Genomic DNA, 13,997 nt, shown 5'->3' on the forward strand with positions numbered 1-13,997 from the left:
TAGATTATGAAAAAAATATATATAATTGTTATTTGTATAATAACAAACTTAAATTTATTCAGTCAAGAAAATAATTTACCACAATACCTAAATTATATGGGTGACAATCCATTTGTAATTACTCCAGCCTACGCTGGAATTGGAACCGGATTAAGAATTCGAATCAATGGAATGTCTCAGTGGTTAGGAGTAAAAAATGCACCAGACACACAGTCTTTTTCAATAGAAAGTAGAATTGGAGATAGATTTGGTGGAGGTTTAGTTGTTTTTAATGATAGAAATGGAAACACAACACAACAAGGTGCTAAAATAACCTTTGCAAGTCACTTAACATTAAGTAGATTTAACGATAGTTTTTTCTCTTTCGGTTTTACATATAGTTATAATATGTTTAGAATAGATACCAACAATTTCTCAGGATCAGACTCTTCTGTAATAGATGATAGAAGTGTAAATTCTTCAAATTTTGATGTAAGTTTTTTATATCGTTTTAATCATTACGGAATCAGTTTAAATATTTCTAATATTTTAGATAAAGATGAAGCAACATTTACCAACGGAGAACCCTTGGTATTAAGAAGATATACTGTTTTTAATTACTATATATTTAATAAATTTTCTGCCAATTATGAATTTGAACCTTCGGTTTTTGTAGAGTATTTTGAAGCAGACAAAAGATCTAGAACAGATTTAAACCTTAAGCTTAGAAAAAAAACAAACGATGGTTACATTTGGGCAGGCATAAGTTATAATTTTTTGAATGACCAATTTTTAAACCCTAATAGTGTTGCACCAATTGTAGGAATAAAAAAAGGGAATTTTTACGCTTCTTATGGTTTTGGAATCAATACAAACAAAACCCAAGCTTTTAACGTGGGTTCTCATATGATTACTTTAGGCTTCGATTTTGTTAGAAGCGCAAGCGCAGCAAGATGTACTCAAAAATATTATATTTTTCAATAGTTAAACAATAAATCATATAAAAAATTAGTTATGTTTTTACAACTAATTAAACTTAAAAACAAGTAAACTTTCTTAGTTAATATTGTATTTTTGAAAGCTAAAATTATATTTTAGACTTTTATTTCTACATAAATATTATTCATATCAAATAAAAGTTGAAATAGTTTTTAATAGTACACTATATGAAAGGAATAGTTCTAGCAGGAGGTTCTGGCACAAGATTACACCCATTAACATTAGCAGTTAGCAAACAGTTAATGCCAGTGTATGATAAACCAATGATTTATTACCCAATTTCAACGTTAATTTCTGCAGGAATAAGAGAAATTCTTATTATTTCTACACCACAAGATTTACCACTTTTTAAAAAATTATTGGGAGATGGATCTCAAATAGGATGTAACTTTCAATACGAAGTACAAGAAAACCCTAATGGTTTGGCAGAAGCATTTATTATTGGTGAAAAATTTATAGGTAAAGATAAAGTAGCTTTAATTCTAGGAGATAATATTTTTTATGGCTCTGGTTTATCAAATTTATTAAAAGCAAATAATAATCCAGATGGCGGAATTGTATATGCATATCATGTAAATGATCCAGAAAGATATGGAGTTGTTGAGTTTGATGAACAAAATAATGTTTTATCTATTGAAGAAAAACCGTTAAAACCAAAATCCAATTTTGCAGTTCCCGGAATTTATTTTTACGATAATGAAGTTGTAAAAATTGCTAAGAATATAAAACCTAGTAAAAGAGGAGAATTAGAAATTACAGAAATTAATAATGTTTATCTAAAACAAGGAAAACTATCAGTAGAAATATTAGATAGAGGAACAGCTTGGTTAGATACTGGAACATTTGATTCTTTAATGCAAGCAGGCCAATTCGTGCAGGTAATAGAAGAAAGACAAGGCTTAAAAGTTGGTGCTATTGAAGAAGCTGCATTTAGAGCTGGTTTTATTACAAAAAAAGAAATGACCGATTTAACAGAACCACTTTTAAAAAGTGGATATTCTAACAATTTATTTAAAATTTAATGAAAGTTACAGAAACATTTTTAAAAGGTTGTTTTTTAATAGAACCAACTGTTTTTGGAGACAAAAGAGGTAACTTTTTTGAAGTTTTTAATAAAAAAATATTTGAAGAAAAAACAGGCATACAAGTAAATTTTGTTCAAGACAATCAATCTATATCACAAAAAGGCGTTTTAAGAGGTTTACATTTACAAAAAGGCGAACATGCACAAGCCAAATTAGTAAGAGTAATTCAAGGTAAAGTTATAGATGTTGCTGTAGATTTTAGAAAAAATTCACTAACATTTGGTAAACATTTCTCAATAGAATTATCTGGAGAAAATAATAAACAATTATTTGTACCAAGAGGATTTTTACATGGTTTCGCCACTTTAGAGGATAATACTATATTTTCTTATAAGTGCGATAATTATTACAACAAAGAAGCCGAAGATGGCATTATTTATAATGATAAAACTTTGAATATAGATTGGAAGTTGAGTGAAGACGAGATTTTATTATCTGAAAAAGATAAAAATTTAAAAACAATTGTTGACTTTAAGCTTACCAATGAGCTTAGTTAATATTTTTTAAGTATTTTGAATTAAAATTAATAATGGAACAAGCTTTAATTTATTGTGTGTTTATTTTTGTTGTTCTAGTAGCTCTAAAAAAGTCTACAATAGTGCTTGCTATGCTGTTAAATATAAATTTATTTAGAGCTATTCCATATGTTGATTATAAACATCCCTATTATGGGTACTATAATGAAAATGATTTATTATTGGGAGCTATACTTCCTGCAATATGTTTTATAATTATTTTGTTAAAAATTTTTTACAAAAAGAATAAGATAAATTACAAGGTTGATATTATTGATGTATTCATGTTGCTTATCAGCTTTACAATGATTTTTTCTTTAATAATTTCTCCTAATTTCTCAAAATCAATTTATTATACGGGTATATTTTTATTTTTAGGCTGTCCTTTTTATTTTGTAGTAAAATTATTATTTTCTAATTCTCTTAATATTAAAAAGCAATTTTTCGAATTTGTTTTTGGTTTAATATTTTTTGCTTTCTGTTTTTCTGTAATTAGTTTATACCTTCATAGTATTGCAAAATATCCTTACGCAAGAATGACTTTTCCAGGAGTTTTTCCAATACCCTTTTGTTTATTCTTATGTACAGCCTCAATTTTTATTATTACTTATTATATAAAACCTAACTTTAAGAATGCTGTTACAAGAAATGCCAGAATTCTATTTAGTTTACCTGTTTTTGCAATTATTCTTTTTTCAATTATTAAAAGTAATACTAGAGGGCCCGTTTTTGCAATGTTCCTAGCATCTATAGTTATTTTGGGGATGTTTTTTAAGATTAAATTGAATATTAAAATTATACTAGCATTTATAGTTACTTCTTTTGCAGGACTAATTGTTTTAGTAACTGCTTTTGATATTAATAAAATTGCAATGAGATTTATAGATCTTGTGCCAAAAGAAGGTAATTCATTAAGCCCAAGGATTTTAGCATATGCAGATTCTATTAAGCTACTTGTCCAAAGACCTTGGGGTATTAGTGTTGGAACTTTTGAAGATTTTTACTCAAATCAATCAGATAGTGCAGGTAGTTCATATGCACATAATTTGTTTATGGAATTAATTTCAAGCTTTGGAGTAATTGGGTTGTTATTATCACTTTTTATAATTTATATATGTTTGTATGAATATAATTTTATAATTAAGAATCAAAAAAAGATTTTTTCAGATTATCTTTTTTTTACCTCAATAATACTTGTCACTTTTTATTTTTTTGAAACGCAATTTAGTTTTACTTTAAGTACACATAAAGGATGGTATTTTGCCTTAGCTCTCTATTCTGTTTTTAAATTTAAATTTTTGAAATCTAAAAAATTTGAAAATGATAAAAAGGTTAATTATGAATAATGGCTTTTAGAATAAAAACTATTTTTCGTCGAATTGAGTTTTTCTTAATTAGTTATACTCTAAAGAAATTTTAAGTTATATGTTAAAAAAACTTCTAAAGAAGAATGATTTTGTAAAAGTTTATCATAACTATTTGTATTTATTGTTAATACAAGGTACAAATTTAGTTTTACCATTAATTACATTCCCTTACTTGGTAAGAGTATTAGGATCTGAGAAATATGGTTTAGTAATGATAGCTTATTCTCTAATGAAATTCTTCATTATAACAGTAGATTTTGGTTTTAATATAAGTGCTACAAGAGAAGTAGCTTTGTTAAAAAATGATATGCAAAAACTATCTAAGTTTTATTGGAATGTATTAATTGTTAAAAGTTTACTTTTAATATTAACATTTTTAACATTATTCTTATTAACCATCTCTGTAGATAAATTAAAACTAGACCCCCTAATTTACTTGTTAAGTTTCGGTATTGTATTTGGTCAAAGTATTTTTCCAACTTGGTTTTTTCAGGGAATTGAAAAAATGCAAATTATTACGATAATAAATGTAATTGCAAAGGTGTTTTTTACCATGACTATATTTTTTATTGTTTTAGGTCCACAAGATTACTATTATGTTCCTATTTTAAATGGAATTGGCTTTATTTTAGCAGGTTTATTAGGTTTTTTCTATAGTTTAAAGTATGTTAAACTAATATTACCTACATTTCAAGAAATTAAAATTAATATTACCAAAACATTTAGTTTGTTTGTTTCAAATATAGCAGTAAGTTTATATACTTCTAGTAATACATTAATTTTAGGCTTTTTTATAGGAAATTCAGTTGCTGGAGTATATGCAAGTATGGAAAAATTAATACAGGCTATTCAGACAATGTATACACCTATTTATCAAGCATTATTTCCTAATTTATCAACAAAAAACAATAAAGAGATTCAAAAAACTATTGGTAAAATGAAACTTCCAATTGCACTTTCGGGTTTAATAATCTCTTTTATTATTTTTCTAGGAGCTGAATCAATTTTAAGAATTATTTTTAACGATGATTTAATTACCAGTTACTACAAGGTTTTTCAATTAATTGGATTAATGGCATTTTTATCATCTTTAAATATGCTTTATGTTACTTTGTATTTTCCTGCCATTAAAAAATACAAAACTAGAATGAAAATACTGGTTTCTGGTGGGTTTTTTAATTTAGTTGTAGCGCTTTCGCTTGTAAAAGCTTATTCTATTTATGGTGTAGCTTCATCTGCAATCTTTACAGAACTTTTTATACTGGTTTTTTCACTTTATTTTTATAAAAAAACATTACATGAAAGTATTTAGTAACAAATTGGTTGTCGTTCAAACTGTAATACCAGATTACAGGTCAGAGTTTTTTAAAGAAATAAGGCAAAAACTTAAAGAAAACTTTGAATTGTTTGGGGGTAAATATTACTTTGATAAATCTATTAAAAGTGATGTTAGCATAGAAAAAAGTGCTGTAAAAAATTACTTCTTATTCAATAGAAAATTACTTTTTCAAATAGGTATTTGGCATTTGCTTTTTAAAAATGTTGTTTTAGTTCTAGAAATGAATCCAAGAATATTATCTAACTGGATATTTTTAGTAATTAGGAGAATACTTAATAAAGAAACTATTTTGTGGGGACATGCATGGTCTAAAAATGGAAAGAATAGTAATTCAGAAAGATTAAGAACTTTAATGAAGTTACTAAGTACTAAAATTATAGTATATACCAACAAACAAAAAGATGAATTGAAGCAAATAATGCCTAAAAAAGTAATTTTAGCGGCTCCAAACTCTTTGGTAAATAGGTCTAAAATGTTAACTAAAACTCCAAATAAGTCTTTAAATTTAATTTATGTTGGTAGATTATCAATCCATAAAAAACCATTTTTTTTAGTAAAAGCATTTGTCAACAATATAAATAAATATCCTTTAAACACAAATTTAATTATAGTTGGTAAAGGAGTAGAAAGTAAAAAAATTGAGAAATTTATAATAGATAATCAAGTAGAAAATAGAGTTAAATTAATGGGCCATATTTCAGATTATGAAAAACTAAAAAACTTATACAATAATTCTTTTTTCAGTGTTTCTCCAAGTCTAGCCGGTTTATCAATAACACAGAGTTTTAGTTTTGGAGTTCCTATGATAATTTCTAAAGATGAAAAACATGGTCCTGAAATAGAGGCTGTTAAGGAAGAGTCTAACGCTTTGTTTTTTCAAACAGATTCAATACAAAGTTTTAATGAAATTTTAACCTCTGCTTTTGAGAAAAAAAATTATTGGATAGAAAAGAGAAGTTCTATTGTAAAATTTTGTAAAAAAAATTATTCAATAGAGGCTATGTCTAAAATTTTTATAGGTTTAGTTAAATTAAACGATTAGAATATTTGGTTAAATGAAGATTATGAATAGTAGTAAATCAATTTACATCGCTTTAATTCAAATAGCTTTTGGTCTTTTGTTTGGCTTAATGCTTTTTCCTTCTAATGTAAAATCAATAGTTATTATAGTTACCAGTATTTTTGTGTTAATCAATTTCTTTAGTAGTAAAAATACATTTGATAAAAATTATTTTTTGTCAAACACTTTTTATTTTTTCGTTTTACTATTCACTCTTTTATTTTCAAACAATTTAGATGTAGCCTTTTTAAAAATACAAACGATGCTCTCTCTTATTGTTTTTCCGTTAATTTTCTCTTTACTTAACAATGAAGCTAAAAAAAGGTTGATAAAATTTAAAATAAATTATTTTTGGATATATATTATAAGTGTAGTTGTATATAATACTATACCATTTTTATGGTTTTATAGTGGCATCCCTAATTATTCTTTTTTGGGTATGAGCTACCATTTGAAAAATTTTATAATGAATAATATTGGTAAGTATGGAATTCACCCAATATATATGTCTATGCATTGTTGTATTGCAGTTATATTTTCTATAAAAGTGTTTTTGTTTATAAAGAAAAAATATAAAAAAATCTTACTTTTAATACTAAACTTAATTATTTTCTTTTTTTTATTAATTTATGCAAGAAAAGGGCCTATAATAGCCTTAATAATTACACTAATTTTTTTTTCTTACCTAGAATACAGGAAATATTTTAAATATAATTTAATATTAATTTTTGGGTTAATTACGCTTTTTTCACTAATACCTACAACCAGAAATCGTTTTTTAGAGCTTTCAAAAATGTCGACAACTACGGTAGATGGTTCTTCTTCTTCAAATATTAGATATACTATATATAATAATTCTATCGAATTAATAAAAAATGCACCATTTTTGGGCTATGGGATTGGAGATTATCAGGAAGAACTAAATAAATCTTATCAGAAAAATGCACCTATTTTGCTTGAAAAAAAGTATAATTCTCATAATCAATACTTAGGTTTCTTGCTTATCGGAGGTGTATTATTACTCGTTTCTTTTCTTAGTTTTTATGGCAAAAAAATAATACTAGCGTATAAAACTAATAATACTTTATTAATTTCAATTTTGATTTTTTACGGAGTAACAATGTTATTTGAAAATATTTTAGAAAGAGAAAATGGAGTTATATTTTTTGCTTTGTTTATTAATTTTTTCAGTTTAAAAAAAGCAAAATAAGAATGACAAAGAAAGTGCTATTTATTGGTCCATTTCCAAACCCTATTTCTGGAGTTTCCCTAGCTAATGAAGTAGCTTATAATTTACTTTCTCAAAGCAAAAATAATAAGGTTAGTAAGATTGATACTTCATATCCTGTTTTTCAAGAAGATATAGGCACTTTTTCTTTTAAGAAATTTTTATTCTTCTTAGGACTAAATTTTAAGTTTTATAAAATTTTAAATAATGATGTGATATACTTTACTCCTGGTCAAACCTTTTTTGGTATTCTAAAATATGCAGTTTATATCTTAATAGGTTCTTTATTTAAAAAGGAGCTAATAATTCACGTTCACGGTAATCATTTAAGAACAGAATACTTAAATTTAGAAGGATTCAAGAAAAGAATCTTTCATTATTTGATTTCTAAATGCAACAAAGGGATTGTTTTGTCAGAATCTTTAAAAACTAATTTGATACCGTTTCTACCTCAAGAAAAAATTTTTATTCTCCATAATTTTGCTGAAGATTATTTATTTCAAGAAGGTCTAAATGTTGATAATTCATTATTAAAAATAACATATTTAAGCAATTTAATGGAAGAAAAAGGTATTTTGTTTTTACTAGATTCACTTTATATTTTAGAAAAACAAAATATTCCGTATGAGGCTAAAATAGCAGGTAATATTGATGAGTCCTTAAAAAAGAAAATTCATAATAAATTAAGTAAACTAAATAATACTAACTATATAGGAGTAGTTGAAGGAGATGCCAAAAAAGAGCTTTTACAATGGAGTAATACATTTATCTTACCAACGTTTTATAAAATGGAAGGTCAGCCAATTTCTATTATTGAGGCTCTAGCAACTAATAATGTAATTATAACCACAAAGCACGCAGGTATTCCAGATATTATTAAAAATGGTTTTAACGGATTTTTGGTAGAGCCTAAAAATGCGATTGCTATATTCGAAAAATTAGAATATTTGAGTAATAATTTAAATGAAATTGAAATTTTTGCCCAGAGAAATAGGAAGTATTTTAATACTAACTTTACAATTGATAAATTTGGTAGAGAATTAAAAAATATAATCAATGCATAAACAACAATTAGATAAATTTAAATTACCACAAAATTTTAGAGGTAAAAACGCTTTTGTTGTGCAACTTTGGTGGTTAGTTCAAAGTTTACTTTTTAACACTTCCCCTCAGTTTTTATATGGTTATAGGAGGTTTTTGTTAAGACTTTTTGGAGCAAAAGTTGGTGAAAAAGTAATCATTAGACCATCTGTAAAAATTACATATCCTTGGAAAGTATCTATTGGAGATTATTCTTGGATTGGGGATGATGTAACCTTGTACTCTTTAGGAGAAATTGAAATTGGTAAGAATGTAGTCATTTCCCAAAAATCATATTTATGCACAGGATCTCATGATTTAACTAAATCAGATTTTCCTATTTATTCTAAAAAAATAGTAATTCAAGATGAGTGTTGGATAGCTACTGATGTATTTGTTGCTCCAGGTATAACAATAAAAAAAGGAACAGTTGTTGGTGCAAGGAGCAGTGTATACCATAATCTTTCTTCAAATAAAGTTTTTGTAGGCAATCCTGCAAAAGAAATAAGAGATAGAATTTAGTTTTTTAATAGGTATTTAAGAGTTTGATATTAGATTGATTTAATCAAATAATTAGTATTTTTGATAAAAATTTAAACTATAACAACGGTAGCTACAAATTTTGAAGAAAAAAATTACTATTATAGGAATAAACTATTTTCCAGAAGATACAGCTATTGGTTTATATACTTCTCAACTTGCAGAATATTTTAATAAAAACAATTTTGAAGTAACTGTGGTTACTGGATTTCCTTATTACCCTGCATGGAGAATAAATAAAGAATATTTGTCAAAAAAAACTTTTTTTCAAGAATATATAAACGGAATTAAAGTGTTAAGATACAAACAATATGTTCCTAAAAAACCTACTTTTTTTAAAAGAATTCTTCATCTTCTAGACTTTTCTTTCGGTACTTTTTTTAATGTTTTAAAAATTAAAGACACAGATGTTGTTCTTTGTATCGTTCCATTTATAGGAAGTGTGTTTTTAGGTAAAGTTTTATCAAAAATAAAAGGTGCTAAATTGTGGGTCCATATCCAAGATTTTGAATTTGATGCTGTATCTGATTCTAATATTGTTAAAAACAAAACCAATGAAGGATTTCTTTTTAAAATATTGTTTTGGGTTGAAAGAAAACTTTTAAAATCGGCAGATTTTATAAGTACTATAAGTTCATCAATGATTATAAAATTAAAGAATAAAACAGGAAATGATTATGAAAATAAAGCGCTTTTACCTAATTGGGTAGACTCAAATTTTATTAAACCAGAAGAATTTCAAACGCATCAATTTTTATCATCTAATAAATTTAAAATTTTATATTCTGGAAACATAGGTGAAAAGCAAGATTGGGAATTTTTTATAAAATTTGTAAAAGAATTAGAAAACCAATTAGATATAGAAATAATTGTAGTTGGAAATGGTAGTAAAAGAATTTGGTTAGAAGAAAAGTTATTAGATTTAGAAAATATTTATTTTTACAGCCCTGTGCAATATTCTGAATTGTCTAATTTATTGTGTAGCGCAGATTTACATATATTATTTCAAAAAAATGATGTTATAGATACTGTTATGCCTTCTAAAATTTTAGCAATGATGTCTAGTAAAAAGCCCTCAATTATTACAGGTAATTTACAATCTGAAGTAGCTTCTATTATTGAAAAATCAGAAGGGGGTAAATATTTTACATCTGAAAATATTGATGAAGTAGTTGATTTTGTAAACTTACTAAAAAATGATACAGTTTTAAAAAATTTATACGGTAAAAATGCAAGAGAGTTTGTCTCTAAAACATATTCTAAAACTAAAATTTTAAGTCAATTTAAAAATACATTTATTAAGTTAGCACAAAAGTGATAAAAAAAATAAAAAAATACTCTAGTTTAATTAGACCTTTAATCATCTTTTTTGATGTATTAATTGTAAATGCTGTAGTATATTATTTTTCTGAAAAATCATCTTTTAATATACAGCTTTCAGCATATTTAACACTGTTTTGGTTACTGATTTCTTACTATACAAAGTTTTATAATGTATATAGATATACACACGTTTTAAGACTGTTAACGCTATTAATATCTCAGTTTTTTGTTTTTCTTTTATCTTTTTTTGCTTACTTTACTTTATTTAAAGAGGGTGAAATTGTAAGTAAACAATCTAATATAGTTTTCTTTTTTATTGTAATAATAACTTTTCTCAAGTTCCTTTTCTTTTTTTTATTAAAGTACTATAGGCAAAGTGGTAAAAATTATAGAAACGTTGTAGTTTTTGGACAAAGTAAATCTGCTCAAAATGTTGCGGAAATGTTTAACAAACAACAAGGTTTAGGTTATCGTTTTCAAGGTTTCTTTTCAGATAGAACAAGTAATCTAAAAAATTATAAAGGTACCATCAAAGATGGTTTAGAGTTTATTAAAAAAAATGAAATTGAAGAAGTATATTGTGAAGAAAGCTCAATAACAAGGCAAAAACTTCTTGAGGTAAGAACTTTTTGCAATCAGTATAAAATTAAATTTAGCTTAATACCAGAAACTAAAGCAATTTATAGCAAGGATTTTATTTTAGAGCATTATGGTACTTTACCTATTTTAAAACCCAAACAATTACCTTTTGAAAGAGTTGAAACTCATTTAATCAAAAGATCATTTGATATAGTATTTTCATTAATTATATGTGTTCTATTGCTTTCTTGGTTGCTTCCAATATTATGGGTAATTGTGAAATTTAACTCTCGAGGAAGTTTTTTCTTTAAGCAAAAAAGAGATGGTATCAATGGAAAACAATTTTATTGTTATAAAATTAGATCTATGAAAAAAAATGATTTAGCTGATAGAAAATCAACAACCAAAAATGACGATAGAATAACTAGTGTTGGGGCTTTTTTAAGAAAAACAAGTTTGGATGAGTTACCTCAGTTTTTTAATGTTTTATTGGGAGATATGAGTATTGTTGGTCCTAGACCTCATATGAATTTTCAAACAAAAAAATATTTGATAGAAATTGATAATTATTTATTAAGAAATTCTGTAAAACCAGGAATTACAGGTTTAGCTCAAGTATCTGGTTATAGAGGCGAAGTAAAACAAAAATCTGACATAGAAAATAGAGTGCGTTTAGATGTTTTTTATATAGAAAATTGGTCTTTTTTTTTAGATTTAAAAATTATAGTACAAACAGTTTTAAGTGTTTTTAAAGGAGAAGAGAAAGCTTATTAATGATGAATAAAGTTGATATATCTGCATCTATAGTTTTATATAAAGAAGATTTAGAAGAGCTAACAAATACTATTAGTTGTTTTTTGAATACCCCTTTAAAAAAGAAACTTTTTTTAATTGATAATAATGAGGATAAACAATTTGAAAATACGTTTAATCAAGAAGATGTAGAATATATTGCTATAGGCAAAAATATAGGTTTTGGAGCTGGACATAATATAATTTTAGATAGAATAAAAAATCTTTCAAAACATCATTTAATATTAAACCCAGATGTTAGCTTTGAACCTAGGGTGCTTCCTAATTTAATAACAAAACTAGAAAGGCATGAAATAGTTACTATGATAGCACCTAAAGTCTTATTTTCAGATGGGAAACACCAGTTTTCATGTAGAAGATATCCAAAAGTCCCTGAGTTAATAGCTAGAAGATTTCAATTTTTAGAACCGTTTTTTAAATCTTTTGTAAAAAAAGGAAAATACAATGATAAAGAATTAGATGCTTCTTTTTTTGCAGATTATATAACAGGTTGTTTTCATCTATATAAGACTGAAGATTTTCTAAAGTTAAAAGGATTTGATGAACGCTATTTCTTGTATATGGAAGATGTTGATATTTGCAAAAAAATAGAAAAAATAGATAAACAAAAATTATATTATCCTAAAGAAGAAATCACACATGTTTTAAAACAAGGATCATCCAAAAACTTAAAACTTTTTTTAAGACACACATCTTCTGCAATAAAATATTTTTTAAAGTGGGGTTTTTAGTTTCCTAAAAAATTATAAAATATATTTGCATCTCAAACAATACAACACAAATGAACATTCTTATTTTAGGCTCAGGAGGAAGAGAACATGCTTTTACATTAAAACTATCTGAAAGTAATAAAGTGAATCAACTTTTTGTAGCACCAGGAAATGCTGGTACTCACAAAATTGCAACCAATATTAATATAAATCCAACCGATTTTAAAGCTGTAAAAGAAACCGTTTTAAAAAATAATATAAAAATGGTGGTTGTAGGTCCTGAAGCTCCTTTAGTAAACGGTGTTCACGATTTTTTTCTTGCAGATAATGAGCTAAAAAATATTCCGGTAATTGGCCCTAAAAAAGATGGAGCATTGTTAGAAGGCAGTAAAGATTTTTCAAAGCAATTCATGCAAAAACATGGCATTCCAACCGCAAAATACAAATCATTTACAAAAGATAATTTAGAAGAAGGTTATGCTTTTTTAGAAACTTTAGAAGCACCTTACGTACTAAAAGCAGATGGTTTAGCAGCAGGTAAAGGAGTTTTAATTTTGTTTTCTTTGGAAGAAGCAAAAGCAGAATTAAAAGAAATGGTTACCAATCAAAAATTCGGAGAAGCTTCATCAACAGTGGTTATTGAAGAGTTTTTAAAAGGAATTGAACTATCGGTGTTTGTGTTAACAGACGGAAAAAGCTATAAAATATTACCTTCAGCAAAAGATTATAAAAGAATTGGAGAAGGTGATACTGGTTTAAATACGGGTGGAATGGGAGCCATTTCTCCAGTACCTTTCGCAGACGATGCTTTTTTAGATAAAGTTGAAGAATTGGTGGTAAAACCAACCATAAATGGTTTGCAAAAAGACGGAATAGACTACAGAGGCTTTATTTTTATTGGTTTAATGAATGATAATGGAAATCCATCAGTAGTAGAGTACAATGTTAGAATGGGAGATCCAGAAACAGAAGTTGTTTTACCAAGAATAGAATCCGATTTATTTGATTTATTTGATGGTGTTGCCAACCAAAATTTAAAGGATAAATTATTTCAAGTAACACCAAAAACTGCAACCACAGTAATGCTAGTTTCTGGTGGATATCCAGAAAGTTATGAAAAAAATAAGGAAATTACAGGGCTTGAAAACGTTAAAGAATCTACAGTTTTTCATGCAGGAACCACTTTAAAAGATAATAAGGTTGTAACAAGTGGAGGTAGGGTTATGGCAATTACCTCATTTGGAAATACGATTGAAGATGCTTTGGAAAAATCTTATAGAAGTATTGATGAAATACGTTTCGATAAAATGAATTTCAGAAAAGATATTGGATTCGATTTAACTTAAACCAATTTTAAGTACTGTCATTCCCATTTCCATA

General features: G+C 26.1%; 13 protein-coding genes. All 13 read left to right on the forward strand.

Annotated features, from left to right (window positions below; all coding sequences use genetic code 11):
- Positions 1 to 6 precede the first annotated feature (6 nt).
- The 13 genes from FDT66_RS08500 (at position 7) to purD (ending at position 13,963) form a co-directional block, all read left to right on the forward strand.
- Entirely contained in the window at positions 7 to 963 is a 957-nt protein-coding gene (locus tag FDT66_RS08500) for a PorP/SprF family type IX secretion system membrane protein (RefSeq protein ID WP_138535750.1), read from the forward strand.
- 182 nt (positions 964 to 1,145) lie between these two features.
- Entirely contained in the window at positions 1,146 to 2,000 is an 855-nt protein-coding gene (gene rfbA / locus FDT66_RS08505) for a glucose-1-phosphate thymidylyltransferase RfbA (RefSeq protein WP_138535751.1), read from the forward strand.
- The gene (gene rfbC, locus FDT66_RS08510; protein ID WP_138535752.1) at positions 2,000 to 2,560 is read left to right on the forward strand and encodes a dTDP-4-dehydrorhamnose 3,5-epimerase; all 561 of its coding nucleotides are present in this window, start codon (positions 2,000 to 2,002) and stop codon (positions 2,558 to 2,560) included. The genes rfbA and rfbC overlap by 1 nt, the downstream gene beginning before the upstream one ends.
- Before the next feature lie 32 nt (positions 2,561 to 2,592).
- Entirely contained in the window at positions 2,593 to 3,924 is a 1,332-nt protein-coding gene (locus FDT66_RS08515; protein WP_138535753.1) for an O-antigen ligase family protein, read from the forward strand.
- 79 nt (positions 3,925 to 4,003) lie between these two features.
- The gene (locus tag FDT66_RS08520; protein WP_138535754.1) at positions 4,004 to 5,257 is read left to right on the forward strand and encodes an oligosaccharide flippase family protein; all 1,254 of its coding nucleotides are present in this window, start codon (positions 4,004 to 4,006) and stop codon (positions 5,255 to 5,257) included.
- Entirely contained in the window at positions 5,244 to 6,326 is a 1,083-nt protein-coding gene (locus tag FDT66_RS08525; protein WP_138535755.1) for a glycosyltransferase, read from the forward strand. The genes FDT66_RS08520 and FDT66_RS08525 overlap by 14 nt, the downstream gene beginning before the upstream one ends.
- A gap of 22 nt (positions 6,327 to 6,348) precedes the next feature.
- Entirely contained in the window at positions 6,349 to 7,554 is a 1,206-nt protein-coding gene (locus FDT66_RS08530) for an O-antigen ligase family protein (protein WP_171032356.1), read from the forward strand.
- A 2-nt stretch (positions 7,555 to 7,556) separates the two neighbouring features.
- Positions 7,557 to 8,636, forward strand: a complete 1,080-nt coding sequence (locus FDT66_RS08535) for a glycosyltransferase family 4 protein (protein WP_138535757.1) — start codon at positions 7,557 to 7,559, stop codon at positions 8,634 to 8,636.
- Positions 8,629 to 9,174 carry a putative colanic acid biosynthesis acetyltransferase gene (locus FDT66_RS08540; protein ID WP_138535758.1) on the forward strand — a complete coding sequence of 182 codons (546 nt, stop codon included), beginning with the start codon at positions 8,629 to 8,631 and terminating at the stop codon, positions 9,172 to 9,174. The genes FDT66_RS08535 and FDT66_RS08540 overlap by 8 nt, the downstream gene beginning before the upstream one ends.
- Positions 9,175 to 9,274: 100 nt before the next feature.
- Positions 9,275 to 10,510 (forward strand): WcaI family glycosyltransferase, encoded by a 1,236-nt coding sequence (locus tag FDT66_RS08545; protein ID WP_138535759.1) that lies wholly within the window; start codon positions 9,275 to 9,277, stop codon positions 10,508 to 10,510.
- Entirely contained in the window at positions 10,507 to 11,868 is a 1,362-nt protein-coding gene (locus FDT66_RS08550) for an exopolysaccharide biosynthesis polyprenyl glycosylphosphotransferase (protein ID WP_246034809.1), read from the forward strand. Before FDT66_RS08545 ends, FDT66_RS08550 begins: the two co-directional genes overlap by 4 nt.
- A complete protein-coding gene (locus tag FDT66_RS08555) occupies positions 11,868 to 12,638 on the forward strand; it encodes a glycosyltransferase family protein (RefSeq protein WP_246034812.1) in 771 nt (256 codons plus the stop codon). Before FDT66_RS08550 ends, FDT66_RS08555 begins: the two co-directional genes overlap by 1 nt.
- 50 nt (positions 12,639 to 12,688) lie before the next feature.
- Positions 12,689 to 13,963, forward strand: coding sequence for a phosphoribosylamine--glycine ligase (purD, locus tag FDT66_RS08560; RefSeq protein ID WP_138535760.1), 1,275 nt, complete (start codon positions 12,689 to 12,691; stop codon positions 13,961 to 13,963).
- Positions 13,964 to 13,997: the final 34 nt, after the last annotated feature.

Source organism: Polaribacter aestuariivivens (assembly GCF_005885675.1).
Classification (GTDB): Bacteria; Bacteroidota; Bacteroidia; order Flavobacteriales; family Flavobacteriaceae; genus Polaribacter; species Polaribacter aestuariivivens.

Bases quoted from the DNA above. Each gene is read 5' to 3' on its own strand.
- FDT66_RS08500 (WP_138535750.1), top strand. From the start codon at position 7: ATGAAAAAAATATATATAATTGTTATTTGTATAATAACAAACTTAAAT.
- rfbA (WP_138535751.1), top strand. From the start codon at position 1,146: ATGAAAGGAATAGTTCTAGCAGGAGGTTCTGGCACAAGATTACACCCA.
- rfbC (WP_138535752.1), top strand. From the start codon at position 2,000: ATGAAAGTTACAGAAACATTTTTAAAAGGTTGTTTTTTAATAGAACCA.
- FDT66_RS08515 (WP_138535753.1), top strand. From the start codon at position 2,593: ATGGAACAAGCTTTAATTTATTGTGTGTTTATTTTTGTTGTTCTAGTA.
- FDT66_RS08520 (WP_138535754.1), top strand. From the start codon at position 4,004: ATGTTAAAAAAACTTCTAAAGAAGAATGATTTTGTAAAAGTTTATCAT.
- FDT66_RS08525 (WP_138535755.1), top strand. From the start codon at position 5,244: ATGAAAGTATTTAGTAACAAATTGGTTGTCGTTCAAACTGTAATACCA.
- FDT66_RS08530 (WP_171032356.1), top strand. From the start codon at position 6,349: ATGAATAGTAGTAAATCAATTTACATCGCTTTAATTCAAATAGCTTTT.
- FDT66_RS08535 (WP_138535757.1), top strand. From the start codon at position 7,557: ATGACAAAGAAAGTGCTATTTATTGGTCCATTTCCAAACCCTATTTCT.
- FDT66_RS08540 (WP_138535758.1), top strand. From the start codon at position 8,629: ATGCATAAACAACAATTAGATAAATTTAAATTACCACAAAATTTTAGA.
- FDT66_RS08555 (WP_246034812.1), top strand. From the start codon at position 11,868: ATGATGAATAAAGTTGATATATCTGCATCTATAGTTTTATATAAAGAA.
- purD (WP_138535760.1), top strand. From the start codon at position 12,689: ATGAACATTCTTATTTTAGGCTCAGGAGGAAGAGAACATGCTTTTACA.